This window comes from Desulfoluna sp. (genome assembly GCF_030145185.1).
GTDB lineage: Bacteria > Desulfobacterota > Desulfobacteria > Desulfobacterales > Desulfolunaceae > Desulfoluna.
Genome location: NZ_JAQYWB010000001.1, coordinates 102,986 through 123,785 on the forward strand (window position 1 = coordinate 102,986; position 20,800 = coordinate 123,785).

General features: G+C 54.2%; 15 protein-coding genes. 3 read left to right on the top strand and 12 right to left on the bottom strand.

From position 1 onward, the window contains the following. Positions 1-256: 256 nt before the first annotated feature. Positions 257-901 (bottom strand): YkgJ family cysteine cluster protein, encoded by a 645-nt coding sequence (locus tag Q1Q75_RS22545; RefSeq protein ID WP_366945121.1) that lies wholly within the window; start codon positions 899-901, stop codon positions 257-259. A 417-nt stretch (positions 902-1,318) separates the two neighbouring features. On the opposite strand from Q1Q75_RS22545, the gene Q1Q75_RS00395 reads away from it, so the two are divergent. Then, complete coding sequence (locus tag Q1Q75_RS00395) at positions 1,319-1,786, top strand: hypothetical protein (RefSeq protein ID WP_300666876.1); 468 nt, start codon at positions 1,319-1,321, stop codon at positions 1,784-1,786. 130 nt (positions 1,787-1,916) lie between these two features. Here the strand turns inward: Q1Q75_RS00395 and Q1Q75_RS00400 are convergent, their stop codons facing one another. From Q1Q75_RS00400 to Q1Q75_RS00430, 7 genes are all read right to left on the bottom strand, one after another. Beyond that, positions 1,917-3,164 (bottom strand): murein transglycosylase domain-containing protein, encoded by a 1,248-nt coding sequence (locus tag Q1Q75_RS00400; protein ID WP_300666879.1) that lies wholly within the window; start codon positions 3,162-3,164, stop codon positions 1,917-1,919. Beyond that, positions 3,146-3,481 (bottom strand): hypothetical protein, encoded by a 336-nt coding sequence (locus tag Q1Q75_RS00405; protein WP_300666882.1) that lies wholly within the window; start codon positions 3,479-3,481, stop codon positions 3,146-3,148. Before Q1Q75_RS00405 ends, Q1Q75_RS00400 begins: the two co-directional genes overlap by 19 nt. A 273-nt stretch (positions 3,482-3,754) precedes the next feature. Beyond that, positions 3,755-4,321 (bottom strand): LPP20 family lipoprotein, encoded by a 567-nt coding sequence (locus tag Q1Q75_RS00410; RefSeq protein ID WP_300666885.1) that lies wholly within the window; start codon positions 4,319-4,321, stop codon positions 3,755-3,757. Positions 4,322-4,453: 132 nt separating this feature from the next. Beyond that, entirely contained in the window at positions 4,454-6,055 is a 1,602-nt protein-coding gene (locus Q1Q75_RS00415) for a hypothetical protein (protein WP_300666888.1), read from the bottom strand. Positions 6,056-6,359: 304 nt separating this feature from the next. Then, positions 6,360-7,271, bottom strand: a complete 912-nt coding sequence (locus tag Q1Q75_RS00420) for a lysophospholipid acyltransferase family protein (RefSeq protein WP_300666891.1) — start codon at positions 7,269-7,271, stop codon at positions 6,360-6,362. A 112-nt stretch (positions 7,272-7,383) separates the two neighbouring features. Beyond that, positions 7,384-8,958: a zinc finger protein gene (locus Q1Q75_RS00425; RefSeq protein ID WP_300666893.1), complete on the bottom strand. Its 1,575-nt coding sequence runs from the start codon at positions 8,956-8,958 to the stop codon at positions 7,384-7,386. Between the two features lie 299 nt (positions 8,959-9,257). Continuing rightward, positions 9,258-10,064 (bottom strand): crotonase/enoyl-CoA hydratase family protein, encoded by an 807-nt coding sequence (locus Q1Q75_RS00430; protein WP_300666896.1) that lies wholly within the window; start codon positions 10,062-10,064, stop codon positions 9,258-9,260. Between the two features lie 481 nt (positions 10,065-10,545). Between Q1Q75_RS00430 and Q1Q75_RS00435 the strand changes: the two genes are divergently transcribed. Both Q1Q75_RS00435 and codB read left to right on the top strand, forming a co-directional pair. Continuing rightward, positions 10,546-11,532, top strand: a complete 987-nt coding sequence (locus Q1Q75_RS00435) for a hypothetical protein (protein WP_300666899.1) — start codon at positions 10,546-10,548, stop codon at positions 11,530-11,532. 132 nt (positions 11,533-11,664) lie between these two features. Then, the gene (gene codB, locus Q1Q75_RS00440) at positions 11,665-12,930 is read left to right on the top strand and encodes a cytosine permease (RefSeq protein WP_300666903.1); all 1,266 of its coding nucleotides are present in this window, start codon (positions 11,665-11,667) and stop codon (positions 12,928-12,930) included. Positions 12,931-13,077: 147 nt separating this feature from the next. Here the strand turns inward: codB and Q1Q75_RS00445 are convergent, their stop codons facing one another. From Q1Q75_RS00445 to Q1Q75_RS00460, 4 genes are all read right to left on the bottom strand, one after another. Continuing rightward, complete coding sequence (locus tag Q1Q75_RS00445; protein ID WP_300666905.1) at positions 13,078-13,836, bottom strand: efflux RND transporter periplasmic adaptor subunit; 759 nt, start codon at positions 13,834-13,836, stop codon at positions 13,078-13,080. A 416-nt stretch (positions 13,837-14,252) separates the two neighbouring features. Beyond that, on the bottom strand, positions 14,253-16,280 hold the full coding sequence (locus tag Q1Q75_RS00450) for a preprotein translocase subunit SecA (RefSeq protein WP_300666909.1): 2,028 nt from the start codon (positions 16,278-16,280) through the stop codon (positions 14,253-14,255). 7 nt (positions 16,281-16,287) lie between these two features. Further along, a complete protein-coding gene (locus Q1Q75_RS00455) occupies positions 16,288-18,432 on the bottom strand; it encodes an HlyD family efflux transporter periplasmic adaptor subunit (protein ID WP_300666912.1) in 2,145 nt (714 codons plus the stop codon). A gap of 381 nt (positions 18,433-18,813) precedes the next feature. Next, positions 18,814-20,664 carry an HlyD family efflux transporter periplasmic adaptor subunit gene (locus Q1Q75_RS00460; protein WP_300666915.1) on the bottom strand — a complete coding sequence of 617 codons (1,851 nt, stop codon included), beginning with the start codon at positions 20,662-20,664 and terminating at the stop codon, positions 18,814-18,816. Positions 20,665-20,800 lie beyond the last annotated feature (136 nt).

The following is a 20,800-nucleotide window of genomic DNA, read 5'->3' on the forward strand; positions in this document are numbered from 1 at the left end:
AATCCACTGATATCCTCCCTTCTCATGCCGGCACCGCAGTGCAACGCAAGGCATAAGAGATATCAAACCCAGGACGTGTCGCGAACGTTTTTAAAAGCCTCCGTAAAGGCAGTGGGTGCCGAGAGAAAATCCCGGCACATGGGGCATACAAAAAGGGCGGTACACAGGCTCGGTTGAGCCAGGTTAGTCGCCCGGTACCTTTATTATATCTCAAGCCCGTCAGGGCTTCGTCGAATACGGGTATGTCGGGGTAAGATTACACCGCTTTTTCTTTTAAAGGCGGTTGAATGAAAAGAAGATTCATTGCCTCAGGAAGCGACAAAACGCCCCCAGCAGGCCAGGGTCGTATCTTTACCAATTCATCACGAACCACTCCAAGAACATAATTTCTGTATGGCGTGTTGTCAATCTCAGCACCGGACTCTCGTGCCACGAAAGCCGTACGACACTGTTCACGATCAATCGCATGCCAAGCCCTGCACACCAAGGGCCTTGCCGGATATACCCGGCAGACATTCTCGTGCAGAAAAATACAGGGTGTCTGATCCCAAACCGCAACGCGTTCATCCAGAGAGGATCCACACGTAAGGGCAAGGTTATGATCCATTCGGATCCTGATCTCCGCGAAATCACCGGCCGGAAGGTTCTCTTCCATCCACGCGATAAGAAACTCGGACTCGGGCTTTGAAACCGGAACCTGGGCATGGCAACACCAACCGCACCCTTTCTGACAGGCAGCCAGTCCCTCAAGACCCTGGCTCGATTCCACTTTCCGGACCATGTATTCGCCCATATCGCAAGCCGTCAAGGCAAGCTGACAACCTATTTCCTCTGGCGGACACCACTCAAGAACACGCGCCAACGTAACGCGGACCAGATCGTCCCACGCACTCTCTGCCATGGCCAAACCTTATGAAAAAAGGTAAACCTGGCTAAAGGGGCAAACAACGCCATGTTGGTTCCATCTTGAGAAGGGCTTTATAAAACGGCGGGGACGTTTTGAAATTAAGATCGCCTCGATATAAGACATCTCCAAAAGGAGTCAGGTACGGCGTGGAGCATCGTTCATTCACGCCTGAATGTCAACTTAATTCTGATCATTTAAAAAAGGTACGGCCGAGAGAGGCGGTCCTCCCATGATGAGGGGTGGGCCAAAGAGACTGATGCATTTTCAGGTAGATTCAGGATGTTATTTATGATATTTATTGGGTCGTTTGGCAAAAAGCATCCGGCAACCCCGGCTGTGATCGACGGGCACAACAAAATTATTTATGACGTCCTGTGCTTGTCCCGTTTTTTTTTGAAGGAGTAGGATTGCATGAACTTAAATAAGGTGTCGCTCTGTATGGTGACCGCTTTAACGATTTTTCTCACGTCCTGTGGCGGAGCCGCCATGAAATCTGGCCTCGTCCCCACCCCAAGCAATAACGAACCGAGTCACCTTTCACAGATGGACACAGCGGGTGTTCGGGAACAGATGCCCGAACGAATTTACGAAAAAGAGGGTTGGAAACTGGTGGTTTACATCACCAATAAAGGAACCCGAAGTCAGGGAATCCACGGAGACCTTTACCACAACACCCAAAAGGTGACCGGTAAAAGGGGCCAAATGCTGACGACCCCCCTTGGCGAGGTCTACTACCACGGCTCTGAAATGGAGAGAGCCCACCTCTGGGACACCACCGGATGGACCCTTACCGGGAAATCGGGTTTTTTCAATCTCCCCCCCTCCGAGTCCAGTGACAAAAACGAAACGCGTCAACCCATTGAATATGGAATCGGCTGAAACGCTCAGCCGTGAAGCCCCCTTCTGTCACTCTCCTTCTGCGATACCCATCACAGGCCGTCACGGCAACCGCCATGACGGCCTTCTTTTTTGAGAACGCATCAATCCACCCTTTTATCGGTCATCCGATTCAGGCCGCCTCATACTTCTGCATCCGCTTTAACACCCGATACAGGTAATCCCGGGTCTCCTTGTGGGGAAGCTTGAGACGCAGGACCTTATAAACCTTTTCGGGCGGCATGGCATTGATTGTCCGTGCCGCTTTTCTAATGTTCGTGGTCCCGTTAAAAGCCCTCGCCACATTCCCAGCGCCGGTATTATACGCTGCAATGACACAGTAGAGACGACTTTCCGGGTTCTTGATAGACGACAGGTACCGATCGTTCAGAATATAAAGGTAGGCCACCCCCATGGCAATGTTGTTCTTTCCGTTGTAGAGATACGACGGAGAAAGAACCACATCCTTTCCCAGAACCACCTTGGAGGCATCCCGCCCCGCACTCTTGGGGACAATCTGCATCAGGCCGTACGCCGGGACATAAGAACGTGCCATGGGATTGAAAGCACTCTCCGTCTCCATAACAGCGAAAACCAAAGCCGGATCCACCCCACGCCTGCCAGCCTCTTTCTTCACCGCAGGAAGATAGGCTTTTGCCTTGACGGCAGCCCCTGTTTTCGGGATTTTCACCTCAAGGGACACCACGTCTGCGTTGGCTTCTTTAGGTGCATCCTGCTTTCCCGTGGTCGCCTTCTCCAACAGGACAACGAGGGCTGCGTCAATCTCTTTAAGGGATGGGAGCGGTTTTCCCGTAACCATATCAGCCACAAGGGGCTTCTTCCCCACCTCTGCGGTCTGCAAATGCGAGGGTTCCACCTTCTCTGCCAGCTGCTTTTCTACCCCTGTGGTAAACTGATCGGCCTTATAAGCCCCTTGGGTACTCTGCAGGACCAAGTCCTTCAAATGGTCTTTCAGGACAACAGCCGGATCGTCTCCTGTCTTGGGAACCACAGCACTGACCGTGATGGTCCCCTTGGCGTAATCCACAACCTTCTTCACCTTATAATCAGAGGAATACGCCACATACTTCTTCATCGTGGAGACCTCCGGCCGATTCCAGACCTTCAGGATGTCACCCCGGTACTTCTGAAACTCCTCATTGATAATCGTCTTGTACGCATTAAATTCTTTATCAACCTGGGACTTGTAGCTTTCAAAATTGACATCATTTTTTTTAAATGCATCAAACTCATTCTGCATATCCGCATAGTCATCGGACCACGCCGGAACGGCAGACACAAGAAACCCCATAAAACAGAGCCAGCCAACCGCAATCTTCAGCCCGTTTTTATACCCACTATTTATTTTGAAACCACCCATACAAAAAGCTCCTCTGTTACTGGATCTTTCCAAGATGCCTTGACAAAAGCCGTCACCGTCTGCTTGTCAACCGTCTGAAAACTCCAGCTTTCAAGACTGGTTTTCGTTCCGGCCCGTGAGCCAACCGTTCCCATCAGCGCCACATTGCTGATGGTCACTTTCTTCAACACAGCAATCTCATCGAGCCCACGCCGAATGGCAACCATCCGCTGCGCATTAAACCCGTTAATATGAGGACGGCAGCTGCCCACACTTCCCACCACATCCCCTGATCTTGAAGGATTCAGAATCCAAGGGGGAGTTTTTACCGTCTCCACGGTAGCGCACCCTCCCAAAGCAAGAACACAGACCGCCACAATGACATAAAAAAATTTCACACCGCTTCCTCCCAATGGTCATGCCGTCCCCCCCTTACCGACGGTAAGAAACCCCTTGAAAACCTCGGGGCGCCCCCAAAAACTACCCAGGAACCGCATGACGAAACAGAACACGCTATAGATAAACAACCATCACCGTTTTTTAATAAGCAGAAAGGGGGGCGAAAAGCGTCCCCCCCCTTTCATAAAACGACGGTCGGACGAAACAATAAATCACATTCCGCCAAACTCTTTTTCAATTTCTTTGTCCAACTCTTCCTGGCCCTTTTTAGCCTGGAATTTCTGCCAGAGCGCCTTGTCATTTTTATAGCTGGTCACCGCAGCCTGCTTCATGGCATCGGCAACACCTGAAACAGCCTCAGGCTGAAGAGCTACCAGCACATAGATCTCCTGATTGGCGTCATCTTTATGAACATTCTTAATCTGGCTCCCGGTAAGATCAACCTTGGCGACCTGCTTGGAGACATTGGTAAACACCTTGTCCACGGTTGTGTCATCGCCCACCCCAGTGGTCTCTGTGAAGTTCTTGATCATGTTCTTCACTTTGACGTTAATGGTGCGTGCAATTTCATCCCGGGCGTTGGAGGTGGCCTCAAGCTTGGCAAAGCTCACACCGGCAGGGCCGATCTTGGCAGAACCCACAGCACTGATACCGCCCTCAGGGGGCATGAGAACCCAAGCAGGAAGGTCACTGGGCGCAACAGTCGGACCGCTTTTGCAACCGGCCAGAACAAAGGCACAACACATTACCATCACTACCGCTATCCATACTCGTTTCATCGTCTCATTCTCCTTATGTGTCATTGATGTACATCAGGTTATAGATGGCGCCCAGTCTTTATTTATTCGAGTCCATCTCGAAATAACGGCAACCAAATGCCCCTGTGGGCAATCGTCATTGCATCATAATGACTATTGCCAATTTCTGATTTTAACCACGTTGGGCTTTCTTCGTTTATATTTCGGCATAGCCATGCCGGCCGACGCATTAATATAGGTTGGGTCACAAACAATATACTTTCGATTGTTTATCACCACATAATCGCCGGGGACATTCTCGCTGAAGCGAACCGCCGTGGCGACATGACCGGGATAATTGAGTCCCACCACATCCAGCTTTAAAATCCGACGCACCAGATAAGCGAAGAGAAACGATCGATCCTCACAGTCTGAATAGGGATACCAGAGCGTCTCTTCGGGAAGCATGTATTTCTCATGGCCCATCTGAGCATCATCGGTTTTGTAAGCAAAGGCCTTTTGAGAGAGCCCCAGAAGGTAGTCCACGGCCTCTTTCTCGCCCTTGCCTTCAAGAACCTTTTTCAACCCCTTGACCATGGTATAATTCAATTCATCGGAAGCCAGGGCATCAAAATAAATCTTGATATTGGTCTGGGGGTAAAACCGATAATACTCAACCAGACGCTTGTTGTAGGAGACGTCCAGGTGTTGAGCCTCTCCACCATAGTTAAACGTCAGCTCTCTATTTATAATATCGGAGCCAAGGTCCGGGGCCTTAAGGATGCGGTAATCCATTAACCGTTCTGAGAGAGGATACTTCCCCTTATACGTATAAAGACGTCCCAGTTTTTCCCTGCTGCCATCAAAGGTCATGGCATAGTATCGCATGCCCTGAAGAGTCAGATAGGAGACGCCATACAAACGGTTGCGCGAAGGCAACAGAAGATAAACCCGATCGTCGGAATACCCTACCCTGGCGTCATATCCGCTCTTGGCCGACATAAACCAGGTAAAGAGATTGGCCAGGTTTCGATCGCCCTCATAAATCGTCATCCCACAGGTAAAAAGAAGATTATGATACCCCCAGTCGTTTAACCCAAGCCGCTCCCTTTTTTCCCGTGCCTGGGACAAAAAGGCCTCGTATCGTGGCGACTGGCTCATGGCGTCCCAATAAGAGGCCAAGGCTGGTTTCAGCGGAGGCGTCAGTGAAACCTGGGGAAAAGAGAACTCACCGGCAAAGAGATGGTTGCTGCCAAAGAACGCGAGGGTGAGCCCCACAGGAAGCGACTCCACCTCCATACGCGGCGTTTCATCCAAGGGAATGATTTTTTCCGGCAATGGCATCGGAACAACCGCAACGGAAGGCTCGGGGAGAGCCGGTGCGCTTTCCGGGACGCTGTCATCACCTGAGGTGCTGTCTGGCACTGGAGGCAAGGAAGGCGGCAAAACCGGGAGAATGATCTCACCCACGACAGAGCTGGGATCGGGCTTCTTTGCCACGGCCTCTGCCTCTTCCTTTTCAGGCACCGGCGGCTTCGCGACGGGAAGGGAGGTCGGTTTGGAGACACGGTCCCTGACAAGCCCCTTGGAGGCCTCAAACTCTACCCACTGCGCCTTGAGATAATCGACAAACTCCGCATCTCTTTCATCCCGATACTGGGCAAAAGCCCCCATTTCACTTCGGGCAAAATCTTCATATTCATCGGCAAAGACGGGCATCGCCAGAAACAACACCGCGACGGCAAGACAACCGGTACGTACAGACTGTAAAGGCATGGTTTAAATTCTCCGTGTGGACCGTGGCATGCGCCATAATCAGCTTCAATCATGGGCTGCATGAAACCGTCCATAGTTTTCAATGCTCTAAAGCACTGCAAAGCAACTCATCAATCAATAATCGGGCATCTTTGACACACGATATCTCTTTGCAGTCACATCAATGGCATGTATCTATATGTTTAACACAGACGTTGATCAGGGATTGTGAGAAGGATCACAGGAAGCGCCGCCGCCCCCCATTTTTTCGAGGTCTCTGGGTCACTGCCACCCCACGAGTGGGGTGGCAGCCTGCCAAAAGCGTTCACACCGTTTGGGGAGGCTGTTTTTTCCATCGCGAGTGCATCCAGATCCAATGCTTCGGATAACGGCGAATCATGGATTCGTACACATCAGAACAGCGTTGGGTATTCACCAGCGCGTCTGCCTGGGGGTCATCGCTTATTTGAAGAGTGAGAGGCGCCTGACATTCAATGGTATAGCTGTAATCGTCATTGAGGCGGATAAAAACAGGAACAATCGGGATATCATGCTGCACCGCCAGAATAGCAGGAATCACAGCCGTGTGAGCCTGCTTGCCAAAAAAATCGACAAAGACCCCTTTCACCTTGGTATCCAGATCAAATAGCATACCGTAAACACACCCCTCTTTCAAGCCGTTTACCATGCTTTTCAGAGCATGCCCGCGCGCGGTATTGGAATACCCGGCCTCGTTGCGGTAGCCCACAATAATGGCATCAAGTCGCGGGTCGTAGGATCGCTTGGCGATCACGCGTAAGGGGATCCCTTTTTGCACCAGCCAGGTGCCCATAAGCTCCCAGTTGCTGAAGTGGCCGGTTTGCAGAAGCACTCCGTGCCCCTGGGCCACGGCATCGGTGAGATGATGAAAATTTTCCACCGTCACAAGACGATCCAGCCCCTGGCGAACCAACACAGGAAGCCTCACTGCATCGGCCACACACACAGCCAGGTTGTTAAACACGCCTTTTGAGAGGGTTTTTATCTCTTTTTTTGAAAGCTCATCCCCAAAAGCATCCGTTAAATGGCGAAGACTCTTCTTGCGTTCATGGAGAGCGAGAAACCAGGCCAGACGACCGACACCCCGCATCAAGAGGATCGCAGCACGACGGTTCAGGGTTCGAAGCAGAGAGATCAGGGCCACAATGGCATAATAAATAATATCGTTTTTAATTTTTTTCCCAAGACATTTGCTCATCAAACCAATCCAACCATGATAAAATCATAAAATATAAACATTGCAACGATTCCGCCTGCCCACTGAAAAATGTTGTGAACATTTTGATGACAGGCATATCACAGGCAGAAAATCAAGGAAACTCCCTTTGTATTGTGCCTGCGATAAGATGCTCAAAAACAATCTGCCTGGGCATGGCCAGGGTTCGAAAGTAAAGCACCCCGGCTGTTTTTTCTCCTGGGACGAGTTTTCCTTTAAGCCCTGTTTCCATCATGTTGTTGTATTTCAGACTCTTCCCATTGCTGGTCTCTAAAGTAAAAAAATCTGGATTGATATAGAGAATGTCATCGCTGGAATTACGAAGCCAGATGGTGATTTTACGCTGCTTCGTATAGGCGGCTGTGCCACGCCCCTCATCACGGAGCGCCATCTGCAGACTCGTGTTGCCCTTGTAAAAAAGAAGGTCAGCCCTCACCAATTTGCTGCGCAACTCTTTAAATTCACGATTTTTAGGATAAAAACCAAGTGATTTCTCAATAAAATCAACTGCTTTTTGGCTTTCAGCTGCATCATTTTTCTGACTTTTGTAATGCCGCAAGGCTTTGTCATAACATTGATCTGCAAAGCGTTTTTTATAGAAATCCTGCTTGGATCGATAAAACTCACTGGATGGGTTCAACGCCACAAGGCGGGAAAAAAGGGTGAAGTTGGTTTCAAATTTCCAGGAAGGTACCGCCAATACCCTGGCATAAGTCTCTTTCTCTTCAAGAAAGACCTTCAGGGGCTTAATCTTCGTTTCCAAGGGCAAAATATCAAACCGCCCCAGAGCCGCTCGCGCCTCTTTAAATTTATGCTCATTGGCCAGGGAACGAATCTCTGCTCGAATGGCCGTATTGTCCCGGTTAAACTCCTCAACCAGCTTGGCCTCCTGCTTGACTCGGACACTCTGATCCCACCTGGACTTGAGGTGAACACCCCCCTTCCAGGCAAAAGGCAGGGCGGAAAGCACCAGGACCACTGCCAACGCGATGCCATACCACTGGGGCTTGCCCCGCTTCAACCAACGCCATAGCCTCTGCACCCCATGCAGCGCTCTCTGCCCCTGGCTGGCGAAATCGGCATCGTCCCACGCGGCCTGGATCCGACGACCGGTGGCTTTGGTCCCCGCCCAGGGCTTGGTTTTGGTCTCATGAACATAGGGACTGTACCCCGGCCCGGCGTCCACCAAACACTCCCCGAGATCATCCAGCATGGGCACCTTCCCATTCTGCTCGGAAGCCCCTGAAGACGAGGGCAAGCCGTTGCCATTGCCGATCGTGCGCTTGAGTTTACTGAAAATCACGCCGCACCGAACGCATTCCAGGGACCCTTCATCATTTCTGAATCCACACTGGGGACAAAGGACATCATTGGAATGGAAATCGGAAGGGATATCCTCCAATTCAAGAGAAGATTCCCCCTCGCCCCCAGGGAGGTCCTTTTCCATGACCAGACTTTCCTCATCCATCACAAGACGTTCTTCTTCCGGTTCGTCTATTCCCAGCTCCCGACGCAACTCCTTCTGTTGCTCATGGTAGCGTTCCATCGCCTCTTCACTGCGACGTTCCTCAATGACAATGGACTCCGCAGAAAGGGCCATATCCGATCCACAGGCAATGCACTCCACATCTTCCTGATCGTTTTCATATCCGCATACTGGACACTTCATACGTTTCCCTTAATTTATCCATGATGACCACGCAAAAGGCCGAACCGGGCAGTATCACGGCTTGCCACCGTGTCGTTCGACCTGCCCAGGCAGCGATGCCTGTTGGTAAAACACCTTGGCAAGCAACTCACGAGCGTTGGACATCATTCATTATCAATGATTTTTCATTCGCTACAACACACTCATCTGAAGTAATACAGATCCCCTGATATTGTCAAATGTTATCAGGCATTTGCTCACTCAAATAAAAGCAATCTCACCGAACAGGCCTACTTTTTAATCAGGTTAAGCCCTACAAATCAACGACCTGTAAATATCGGACGGCGTTTCTCAAAGATGGCGGACAGGGCCTCTTGATGATCTTCCGACCCGTGGCACTGAGCCTGCATCAAGGCACAGGGTTCCAAAAAATCCGGCAACTCCATCCGTTGCCCCATCTTCAAAAGCTTCTTGGCCATGCGAAGGGCCTGGGGCGGCTTGGCGGCAATTTTTTGAGCCATGCCCGCAGCCTCCGTCAGCAGCACCTCATGTGCAACCACACGGGAAACCAACCCCATCTCAAGGGCGTGTTCAGCGTTAATCACATCGGCGGTAAACGTCAATTCACAGGCTTTTGCCATCCCCACGGCCCGCGGAAGCAACCAGGCACCGCCGTCACCGGGAATCAACCCCACGTTGAGGAAGGTCTCCCCGAAGGTCGCCTTTTCCGACGCAATACGGATATCGCACATTAGGGTCAGATCGAACCCTGCGCCCACCGCCGGGCCGTTGATGGCTGCAATCACCGGGATTTCGATGGATTCCATGGCAAGGGGAATTCTCTGGACATGGGTTTTGTAGTGGGTGACCAGCTCTGCTGCATTGCCTGCAAACATCCCTTTCTTTTGTGCCATCTCCTTGATATTGCCTCCGGAAGAAAAGGCGGGGTCGCATCCCGTCAGGACCAGCACGCTGATGCCTGAATCGCCGTTAATCTCCTCGACCAGGCCACAAAGCTCATCAATCATCGCCCCACCGGTGATGGCGTTGCGAATGTCAGGACGATTCAAAATTGCGGTCACAACCCGTCCGTCCCGTTCCACCCGAATTTCCGTGAATCCATCCATGGTCTCTCCTTTCGAGAATACACATCCTTCATTTTTCTCGGAAATAATTTTCTCGGAAATAACCCGATGTCAGACACTGTAGCAAAACAACCTTTATATTTCACCGAAAATGAAAAACAACTTTCGCCTGCCGGGACATCATTCACAATAAAATGACGCGCCTGTCGTCCCACCCATGCAAGGTCCCCCTCCCACTTTTTCTGTCCTCTTTCATCAAAGAGAGCTTGACACCACCAAAAACTACGATTAAAAAACGTAAGCTCGCAGCTTGGTGCTCTTTTCTCACTGGCCACGAGAACCCGACATCGTGCGGGTTTTTTTGTGCCTGGAGGTGCCGCCTGTACCCTTAGGATCAAACCCGTCCCGCACCCCGCAGGAAGGCCCCTCATCATGGTCAGGTACACCACAAAAGAGATCCCTGCGGCGGGCGCCGGCATGGCAAACCATGCCGGACCGAACCAAGCCCCAAGGAGAACTGTTCATGCTGCACCCTGTCGTCCAAACACCCCAATGCGCCATTCACCGCATTTCCGATCATACCCCGGCCCACATCGACCGCCTCGTTATTTCCACCCCCGAAACCCGTGCCATTGCCAACGACCCACGGGTCATGGGCGTCGACTACACGCGCCGTCTTAAAAATACCTGCGCCCGCATCCTCTCCCTGCTGAAAGCCGAAGAGATGAACTGCCTGACCGAACACGAGACCATCGTCTTTGATATCCTGCGCGGCGGCCTGAACTTCGGACTCCGGGAAGCCCTGGCCGATGCCTTCTCCTGGAACCGCCACGGAGGCTCTTTTATCAGCGCCCAGCGTGCACGCGTTGACGACGATCCCGAGCAGTGGCACATTATGGAGAGCGAATACAGCAAGGTCTATATGCCGAAAACTGCCAGCATCGTCATCGGCGACGTGGTGGCCACCGGTACCAGCCTGGAACACGCCATGAAAGCCCTGGTGGCCGAAGCGAAAAAGCAGGGGACGGCCCTTCGTTCCATCGTCTTCTTCACCTTCGGTGGTTCCCGGGCCGAAGAGATCCTCGAAGCCGCCGACGCCATGTGCCGAAAGCTTTTCCCCGCTTATGAGGGCACCACCCTCATCTATCTGGAGGGCCGATTTGTCATCCCCACGGAAGAGACCCCCCTCACCATCAAAATCACCGGCACCGATCTGTTGCGAAGGGATGCCCTCATGGCCCCTGAATTCATTGAGTCCAGCTACGAAGACCCCTCGTACCCCATCCAGCGCTGCACCATCTATGATGCCGGATCCCGAGCCTTCTGGACGCCCGAATACATCGCGGATCTCACCGAATACTGGAGCGAGACCCTCACCCTGGCTGAAAACGGAATGAGCTATGAGACTCTGCTCTCAGAACGCTTCCCCCAACTCGATGCGACCCGTTTCGGCAAGGTAGACCTGACCGCGATCTGTCGTAAGCAAATCGCCCAGCTGGAGCCAAAGTAAAAAGTGGGGCCTTCGGCAACCCAGCCGTGGCCCTTCGTTTCACAGGTTTGACACACAGCACCCCGCTTTCGAGGTGGCTCCCTCGCCACCCACGTTATCCGGGCTCTCTTTCAGCCTTTACAGGAGACACCGATGAAGAACGACCAACCCACGGATACCGATTTTGCCCTCACCCATGTTGCTGACGGCCACCGCAAGGGGTTCTGGCCCATGCTGGTGGTGATGCTCGGGTTTACCTTTTTCTCTGCCAGCATGTGGTCCGGCGGCAAACTCGGCACGGGCCTCACCGCCTGGCAGCTCATCGCCACCGTCATGACCGGCAACCTGCTTTTGGGCTGCTACACCGGCCTTCTGGCATCCATCGCCGCCAGGACAGGTCTCTCCACCCACCTGCTGGCGCGTTTTTCCTTCGGCGAGAAGGGGTCCTATCTCCCCTCTTTTCTTCTCTCCATCACCCAGGTCGGCTGGTTTGGCGTCGGGGTTGCCATGTTCGCCCTGCCCGTTCAGAAGGTCACCGGCTGGAACATCCACGCCCTGATCATCGGATCCGGTCTTTTAATGACCGGCACCGCCTGGTTCGGTTTCCGCGCCCTCACCCTTTTAAGCTTTGTCGCCGTCCCCTCCATCGCCGTCCTGGGGAGCCTCTCCGTGGGCAAAGCCTTCACCGAGTTCGGAGGCGTTGACGCCTGGTTTGCCATGGTCCCTTCCGAGCCCATGAGCCTTTTTACCGCCATTGGCATCTGCGTCGCCTCCTTTATCAGCGGCGGAACCCTCACCCCGGACTTCACCCGCTTCGCCAAAAATGAAAAAACGGCCGTCTCCACCACCGTCATCGCCTTCTTCCTTGGCAACAGCCTGATGTTTCTCTTCGGTGCCGTGGGCGCGGCCTTCTACAAGCAGGCCGACATCTCCGACGTACTCATGAACCAGGGGATGATCGTCTGGGCCATGGTGATCCTGGGGCTTAACATCTGGACCACCAATGACAACGCCCTCTACGCCTCAGGCCTTGGCTTCTCCAACATCACCGGGTTGCCCAAGAAACTCATCGTGATCGTCAACGGCATCATCGGAACCCTGGCCGCCCTCTATCTTTACAATAACTTCGTGGGCTGGCTCAGCCTCCTCAACACCATGCTCCCCTCCATCGGCGGCATCCTCATCGCCGACTACTTCATGGTCAGAAAACGTCTCTACGGTCACCTCGATGAGACCCGGTTCGAAACCATCCGCCCCACGGCCATCCTCGCCTGGGCCGCGGGGGTCGTCGCCGCCAAGGTGATCCCCGGCATCGCCCCGGTCAACAGCGTCCTGGCGGCCATCGGCGTCTACCTCGTGGCAGAGCAGGTATTAGCCAGCATAAAAGCTGGCAAGCCCCCTGAGCGCGAAACGGTTTAAAACATCAAAGCCCCCTTGGGACAGACAAAAAAAGCCCTGTGCATCAGGCACAGGGCTTTACAGCCAAAAGAAAAAGCTCTCTGTTTGTTAAACCCGTCTTTATAAAATCAGGCAAAAGTTTAGCCTCCGGAGGCATAAGCTGAATAGTTACAGCGCCGGAACCTCAGCGAATCGCACCCGGCATTTCAACCCAGCCGGGATCTTATAGGTCGGATTGGGCAAATCAAGGCGGACACCAAAGGTCCCGCTGCCCGCATCCACCACATGGTCTGCGATGCTCACCGTCACCTGGTAACGCCCTCCAGCGGGAGATTCAGAGATCACCTCGGCCTTCATCCCCTTTCGAATAAGCCCCAAATACTCCACCGGGGCGATCACCTCGACATAAATGGGGTGGATGCGGGCAAGGGTCATGATCGAGCCCTCCCCAATGTATTCCCCCGGGGCACCGGTCCGTTTCACCACGATTCCGTCCACCGGACTCTGGATGGTCCGAAGCCCAAGGCGCTCTATAGCCTCCTTCTCGGCAAGCTCTGAGAGCATGATTTCGGTCTCAAGCTCATCCTTTTCATGCAGGGAGATCAGCTTCTTCCGAAAAAGCTCCTCATTGCGCACCAGCTTGCGCTTTACAAAGTCGACCTTGGCCCGGGCTAAATTCACGGAGGCCTGCTCCACCCCCGCTTTCAACCGGGCCAGGACCTCCCCTTTTTTGACACGATCCCCCCGATCCACGGTAATCTCATCGATGATCCCCGGCACCTGGCTGCTCAGCTCCACCACCTCACTCGGCTCCAGGATCCCCTCCAGCTCAAGGATGCCTTCGGCATGCCCCAGGCCCCCTGCCACCAGCACCATCGCAACAACAATCATCCCCCTTGAAACCGGGAACAGCCACCCTTTCAACATCACACCCCTCCAATAAAATTAAAACGCGCCTCCGGCGGCCCTGCCGGGGGCTAAACTTTTGAAAAGTTTAACAAACAGATTTCAAAAATTATTTTTGATTACCTCTTATTCACAGCCATGGGTTCTCTGTCCATTTCAGGCTCCAATGTTACCCACACCGGTGAGATTACGGCGGCGTCGTAGGATGGGCACCCATTTAATTTCAAAGGGCGAAGCGTGCCCATCTGGCAGTCGGGAAACCCACAACGCTGAAAATTATATAAATTTGACGACGCCTCATCTCTCCCCGGAGTGATCGGTTGCACCCCCGCCAGATGGGCACGGCACTACCTTTGCCCATCCTACAGGGTGCCAACTTAACCGGCAGCATTTGTATTAGGCGAAGCCTGGAAGCATTCGCGAATCTGTGGTTATTTTCACTCTGACCGACCCGAAAAAGAGAGCTGGGTGCCTGTTTTTTCATCATATTTTAACATCGCCCGGCGCGTGCGCGCATGGCGGCGTTCTATTTTCCGCTGGGCCCGTAAAATGACCCGGGCTCCCAGGGCCTGCCAGCCTGGAATTCCGAGCGTCATCATCCAAAAAGCCATGGTTTTCCCCACGCCTCTCCCCTCAGCCATCAACGGATCCTCCATGGAGAGAATCGCTTCACAGCGTCCGGGGTCTCCCTGCCGGGCGCATCGCCCTGCCAGCTGCCGGTCGATACGGCCCGCTTCATAGCGTTCCGTTAAGAGGACATGAAGGCCGCCACCTTCTCTGGCCTCCTCTGACAATTTAATATCGGTTCCCCGACCCGCCATGTTCGTCGCGATGGTAACAGCACCGACCTCGCCCGCCCGGGCCACAATCTCCGCCTCGTCCCTGTTCTGCCGTGCATTGAGCACACACTGGCTGACTCGGCTTCTTTGGGTCAACAAAGCGCTCACCTGCTCGGAGGCGCCCACGGATCCGGTGCCGACCAGAACCGGATGACCCTGTTCATGCAGCGAAAGGATACGATCCACCACCCCATCCCACTTCTGCTCCTGGGTCCGAACCAGACGGTCTTTGGCAATCTCCCGCCGGACCGGTCTGTTGGGCGGGATCTTGACCACCGGGAGACGGTAAACAGACCAGAGCTCCCGGGTCACCTCGCGGGCGGTCCCGGTCATGCCGGAGAGCCTTAAGTACCGCCTGAAAAAACGCTGATAGCTGATCCTCGCCAGGGTCTCCCTCTGGCGGGTGAGTTCGCACTCCTCTTTGATTTCAATCAGCTGGTGCAACCCCTTTTCCCAGGAACGATCGGGCATCACCCGGCCGGAGAATTCATCAATAATCTGGACCTTTCCTTCATCCACCAGATAATGCAGATCCCGATGGAACAAAAGCTCGGCGGAGAGCGCTTTGCTGACCACCTCTTCCCGACGCACCTGGCCTTGCCATAAAGGCCCAAGGGTCCGCGATGCGAGCTTAACGGCCTCCTTACCCGAATCCGTCAGGCTCACGGTACGACGGGCCACATCCAACAGATAATTCTGATCCACCACAAGGGTACGGGCCAGCGCCAGCCCCTGCCTTAAAAACCGTTCCTCGGCCTCCCCACCGGATTCTCCCGAGATAATCAAAGGGGTTCTGGCCTCATCAATCAGCACGCTGTCGGCTTCATCGATGATGGCAAAACAGAGCCCCCTCTGATGCAGAGAGGCCCCTTCCGAACCCGGATCGCAGAGGCGGTCTGCCTGGCGCAGGAGGGGATGATCCCTGCCCTTCAGACGCATGGTATCCCGCAGGTAATCGAACACCACATCTTTGTTGGTGCAATAGGTGATATCACAGGCATAGGCGAGTTGGCGTTCACCGGGTTTTACATCCTGGGTCACAAATCCCACGGAGAGCCCCAAAGCTTCATAGAGGGGCCGCATCAACTCGGCGTCCCGTTCGGTCAAATAATCATTGACGCTGATGACATGCACAGGCAATCCCGCCATAGCCGCCGTTCCAGCCGCCAGGGTCGCGGTGAGGGTCTTGCCCTCTCCGGTCTCCATCTCGGCAATCATACCGGAAATCATGGCCCATGCGCCCATGATCTGAACATCAAAGGGGCGCATGCCAAGGGTTCTCTCGGACACTTCACGAATCAAAGCAAAGGCTCGGGCCACAATCTCGCCATCAAAGCCCTGTCGGCACAACGCCATGCGCAACTCCATGACCCGTTGCCGCACGCCGTCCTCATCCAATGCGGCCATCTCAGGGCCGTGGCGTCCTACCTCTGAAGCCATGTTTGATCGTCTGTTTCGAGCCGCCTTTGCCGTGGCGATGATCCCGCCCAAAAGAAAATCGCTCCATCGGTCAAGGAGTCCCGGGGGCGTCACCTCGCGTTCGGGCCGATACTCGCCCCTGGCCGGGGGAAAATCCACCAGAAGCTCCCCACGGAAAAAAGTCGGAATGTTCAGTTTTTCCATCATAGGCAGATCACACCCCAAACCGATTGAGCAGCAAGCGCCGCCCTTTTCTGTACAATCTAAAGAAAAGAGGTTCCGGGGCATGCTCAAAGCGGACATACACCCGTTCCCCGATACGCTCAGCCAACACCTCTGAAAGCGCAATCTCCACGTGGAACCATTTTTGAAAAGCTTGGGGTTCCTGACCGCCCCGGGGATCCATCACGATCTCCCCTCCCCCCTCAAGGCTTAGCGCCATACTGGGAAGAGCCCGGGAAGCCGCCGGCACAATACGCAGAACCCGTGCCGACACCACCCGATCCAACCCGCCTGAAAACCGTGCCGTGATCTTCGACACATCGTTTCGAACCCGATCGACATCCTCCTGGGAGACCACAACCCGCACCGTAGAAACCGAAAAATCGACCACATAACCCAGATTTTCTCCACGCCGCACAAAGCGACCGATCCGATCCCGGACCTGGGGCAAAAACAGGGTCCCCCCCTGGGGACTGACAATGGTGAGCTCTTTTTTACGTTCCCGATACCGACCCAGCTCGACGTTCAAATGCGCAAGCTCATCTTTCAAAATTCGGGTCTCGGTTCTGTCTTTGGTCGCACTCAGCCGGTACCGGGCGTCAAGCTCCTCAATCTGCGCTCTCAGAACTGCCATTTCTGCATCCAGCTCAAGGTCTTCGCAGATAAAAAGCGTCTCCCCCGCCTCAACAACCTGTCCCTCGGCCCCTTTGATTGCCCTGATAAATCCATCAGACCTCGCATGAATGTCAGACTGTTCCGGGGGCCAGACCACCCCTTGCGCCACCGTCATGCGGGGTGCCGGAATCAGGAACAGACCGAGTATAATCGCCCCGGAGATCCCGAGGGCAAGGATCCCGATACGTCCTTTTTTTTCAGATATTGCCCGATCCGAGACCATCCGTTTCACGCTCCCAACCAGTGGCATCACAAGCATGCTGAACCCCGACCAGACAGCAAGCAAGACACCCATAAAAAAAAACTTTCCCGCCACCAGCAGCACAATCCGTATGGAAATAAAAATTCGATAGATAAAGGCCAGGACCGCATACGTTCCCAGCCACCCGCTCTCCCCGGGTGCCGCAGCAGGAGAGACGGCATCCCTGATCCCAAGCAGCCAGCGCCTCGTCAAATACCCGAGATGCTGGTTACCCCGCATCGCCAGATTCGGAATCTCAAGCCAGTCCGAGAGCACATAATACGCGTCAAACTTTAAAAGTGGGTTGCCATTGAAAAACAGGGTGGAGACCCCGGCGATCACCATCACGTTGTAGGCCACCGCCCTCACCCCGCCCGGCTCCACATTCACCCAGATCAGCACCGCCAGGGCCGCTGCGAAGATCTCAACGAGAATCCCGGCCCCACCGACAAGCATCCGTTTTTTCTTGTCAGAAAAAGCCGTGGAGGCCGAGGCGTCCACATAGGGCATGGGGACAAACACAAGAAACATCACGCCCATTTCATGCACCTGTGCCCCCCATTTCTTCACGGCAAAGGCATGACCAAACTCATGGAACAGCTTTAAAACGGGATAGGCGAGTCCGATAAGCACTAAATTTTCCATGGCAAAGAGGCGGTCCGCCATGCCCGAGGTCAACTCCTGCCAATGGACAAAGACAAGACACAACGCCGGAAGCACAACCCCAAGCCAAAGAACGGCCCCCCATCTGCCCAGCAAAGGAAGAACGACAGGAGACAGGGCATTCAACAATTTATCGGGATCAAAAACAGGGATCTTAATGCTGGTGGGAGAACGTAAGATATTCAGACGGCGCTGTTTTTTTTCGTCGGCAAACCGCTTAAACAAATCCCCGACATCCGTGGCCAGATCCGATTGCAGAGCGTCCGCCCGGTAAAGCTGGGACAACAGCGAGAGCACCTCGTCCTGGGTCGGCATCTCATCACCCAACGCCTCACAGGCATTTTCCCAAAGGCTCTCCAGGCTGTGCCGACCATCCATCAACCCAATGAGATAATACGCCTCCGATGAAAACCGGTGAAATTTCCCGGTGGAGTCGTCCTGCATCACATACCACTCCTGCCCCCGATAATAATGGCGGTGAATCCGGACGTGGCTCCGCAGCTGCGGCCGCATGGCCGCCACCCGATACCAGGACTGACTGAAAAAAGCTGTTTCCATAAACCGTTTATCTCATCAAAAAAAGATGCCTCCGGCGGCGAGGTGTGCCACCTCGAAAGCGGGTTGCGAATGCTCCAGCCCTCGTACCTCGGGTTGTCACATTCGCTGACGGGCTGAGCCCACTTCCACTCTCCAAAGCCTGTTGTAACTATTCAGCTCCAAAAAAAGCCTCCGGCGGATGCGTTTTGCCCCCATGTCTCGGCATAGCCGGAGGCAAAGACGGATCGCTTGTCACGCCGGAGGCTTTTGCGTAGGCGGACTTGTCGGGCCAAATCACATCCGACTTAAAGATGAAATTTAACCAAGAACAATTTTAAAGACCTGTTTATTTAACTTTTCAAAAGTTTAGCCCCCGGCAGGGCCGCCGGAGGCATTTTCAAATCACGGCCACCAGGCCCAAAGCCAGAGGGTGACTTTTTCCCTCAGGGATCGGGTCCAAATGGAGAAGAGGTTGCGCCGGTCCACGAAAATTTTGCCCACCCCTTCCATCCCCGGGCGCAGCTGACCGGTAACGTGAGAGAGGGTGGCCTCCACCCGAAAGGCATTTTTGCCCTCTTCTGCGATGGCGATGGGGGTGATCTTGGTCACGGTGAAATCAAAGGGGGAATCCGGCAGGGAGGAGAGGACGAGGGTCCCCTGTTGCCCCATGGAGACATCGGCGATACGGCTCTCATCCACGTTAATGATGACCCGGTAGGCATCAAGGGGGGTCACCTCAAAAAGCACCTCCCCCTGCTGGACCATGCTGCCCAGGGAGCGAGCCAGGTCCCCGCTTACCAGCAGGCCGTCGAAGGGGGCTTTGATGGCGGAGCGTTCCAACTTGTGTTCGGCCAGTTCAAGCTGGGCATCGGCCTGTTTGATCCGGGCGTTTATGACGTTCACTTCAGAACGGTTGTGTTCTGCCATGGCTTCCTGGCGCTCTCTTTTCAGCTGGGTTCGCCGGTTCAGCCAATTGAACCGTTCGAGGCGCAGGTCCCGATCATCGAGGAGGCAGAGCACATCGCCTTTCGCCACCACATCACCGGCCCGCAGCGTTGAGGCCTTCACGTAACCGTTAAAGGGCGCAGACACGGCCCGCATGATCTCCCCTTCAAGAACCACATGAGAGGAGATGCGGTAATCCCCCTGTTTATTGGCAAAAAACAAGCACAAAAGAACAGCCAGAAAAAGGAAGGCTTTCCGTCCCAGAAAGCCCGGCCCCACCACCCTTTCAAGTTGCAAACGAAAGGCGTCCGTCAGTTTGAAAAAAAGGGGCCGATCCAGTGCCCGTTTCTGCTCCAGCACAGGGGCAGACAAGGCCGCCACACTCCGACAGTATTCCACCTCTTCCTCAGAAAATCCCATTTCCACCGGGCGCTCCAGCATGACAGCCCCCAGATACCGGCCCCCATCGTAAAGCGGCACCGTGAGAATATGCCCGTCGCCGAAGCGTGAAGAAAGCTCCCGATGGTCCCGTAGAATGACCACCTCATGCTGATCCTCCGGGTAGCGAATCTCCCGTCTCTGGACCACGGCTTCTTCCATCGCTTTTTCGATGGAGCGGATCAGGTTCATGCGATCTGCAAATTTTGCGCTGTGGGAGACGGCCTGGACACGAATTTTTTTCTTCTTTTTAAACCCGATGCTCACCCGATCGCAGTGAAGGCGTGTGGCAAGCCGGGTGACAAAGGCCATAGCCGCCCCTTCAAACCGCTCCACCGAAAGAACCTCAGAGAGCAGGGTGACGGCGGCCTTCATGCGAAGACTCTCGGCTTCGTGGGTGACGACGGCCCCTTTGTAGAATCGAAGCTCAATCCAGGAGATACCCCACTGGAGCTGCTCCATCACCTGCTTGAGCTCCTCCTCAGTTTCCGGGGAGACCTCAACAGCCACCGCCCCATGGAGCGCCCCATCAATCAGCACCGGGTACGCCAGGGCATAGGTTCCTGCAGGCCCCTCCCCCGCGAGTCGGGTCAAAAGCGGGCATTTATCTTCCATCACCTGCTCAAGGATCTCGGCAAGACCGGGGATATTCCCTCCCGTCTCCGGCCATCTGGAGACCGGCGCATACGCCCCGGCGGCATCGGCGACCACGAGCAGCCCGGACACGCAATGGGGAACCATCAGGCATTGAAGCCTCAACCAGACATGGTAGCACGATTCATCGTCCGGGGCGTGACGCAGCGCCTCCCACAACGCGGACCGCTCATCCAGACCCTCTTGTTCCTTCTTATCGTCAATCGCCAGCTGCATTCACCGTCCCTGTAAAATAAATCATCAAAAAAAACCAAAAAAACTGATTTGTGAATGCGCTTGGGTTGTCATCCTTTAAGGGAGCTTGTGTCCGCATTCACACAAAGCATAAAGATCAGAACCCGTTGTACAATAT

Excerpts from the sequence above, each read along its gene's own strand:
- Q1Q75_RS22545 (WP_366945121.1), bottom strand. The coding sequence starts at position 901 with ATGGCAGAGAGTGCGTGGGACGATCTGGTCCGCGTTACGTTGGCGCGT.
- Q1Q75_RS00395 (WP_300666876.1), top strand. The coding sequence starts at position 1,319 with ATGAACTTAAATAAGGTGTCGCTCTGTATGGTGACCGCTTTAACGATT.
- Q1Q75_RS00400 (WP_300666879.1), bottom strand. The coding sequence starts at position 3,164 with ATGGGTGGTTTCAAAATAAATAGTGGGTATAAAAACGGGCTGAAGATT.
- Q1Q75_RS00410 (WP_300666885.1), bottom strand. The coding sequence starts at position 4,321 with ATGAAACGAGTATGGATAGCGGTAGTGATGGTAATGTGTTGTGCCTTT.
- Q1Q75_RS00415 (WP_300666888.1), bottom strand. The coding sequence starts at position 6,055 with ATGCCTTTACAGTCTGTACGTACCGGTTGTCTTGCCGTCGCGGTGTTG.
- Q1Q75_RS00420 (WP_300666891.1), bottom strand. The coding sequence starts at position 7,271 with ATGAGCAAATGTCTTGGGAAAAAAATTAAAAACGATATTATTTATTAT.
- Q1Q75_RS00425 (WP_300666893.1), bottom strand. The coding sequence starts at position 8,958 with ATGAAGTGTCCAGTATGCGGATATGAAAACGATCAGGAAGATGTGGAG.
- Q1Q75_RS00430 (WP_300666896.1), bottom strand. The coding sequence starts at position 10,064 with ATGGATGGATTCACGGAAATTCGGGTGGAACGGGACGGACGGGTTGTG.
- Q1Q75_RS00435 (WP_300666899.1), top strand. The coding sequence starts at position 10,546 with ATGCTGCACCCTGTCGTCCAAACACCCCAATGCGCCATTCACCGCATT.
- codB (WP_300666903.1), top strand. The coding sequence starts at position 11,665 with ATGAAGAACGACCAACCCACGGATACCGATTTTGCCCTCACCCATGTT.
- Q1Q75_RS00445 (WP_300666905.1), bottom strand. The coding sequence starts at position 13,836 with ATGTTGAAAGGGTGGCTGTTCCCGGTTTCAAGGGGGATGATTGTTGTT.
- Q1Q75_RS00450 (WP_300666909.1), bottom strand. The coding sequence starts at position 16,280 with ATGATGGAAAAACTGAACATTCCGACTTTTTTCCGTGGGGAGCTTCTG.
- Q1Q75_RS00455 (WP_300666912.1), bottom strand. The coding sequence starts at position 18,432 with ATGGAAACAGCTTTTTTCAGTCAGTCCTGGTATCGGGTGGCGGCCATG.
- Q1Q75_RS00460 (WP_300666915.1), bottom strand. The coding sequence starts at position 20,664 with ATGCAGCTGGCGATTGACGATAAGAAGGAACAAGAGGGTCTGGATGAG.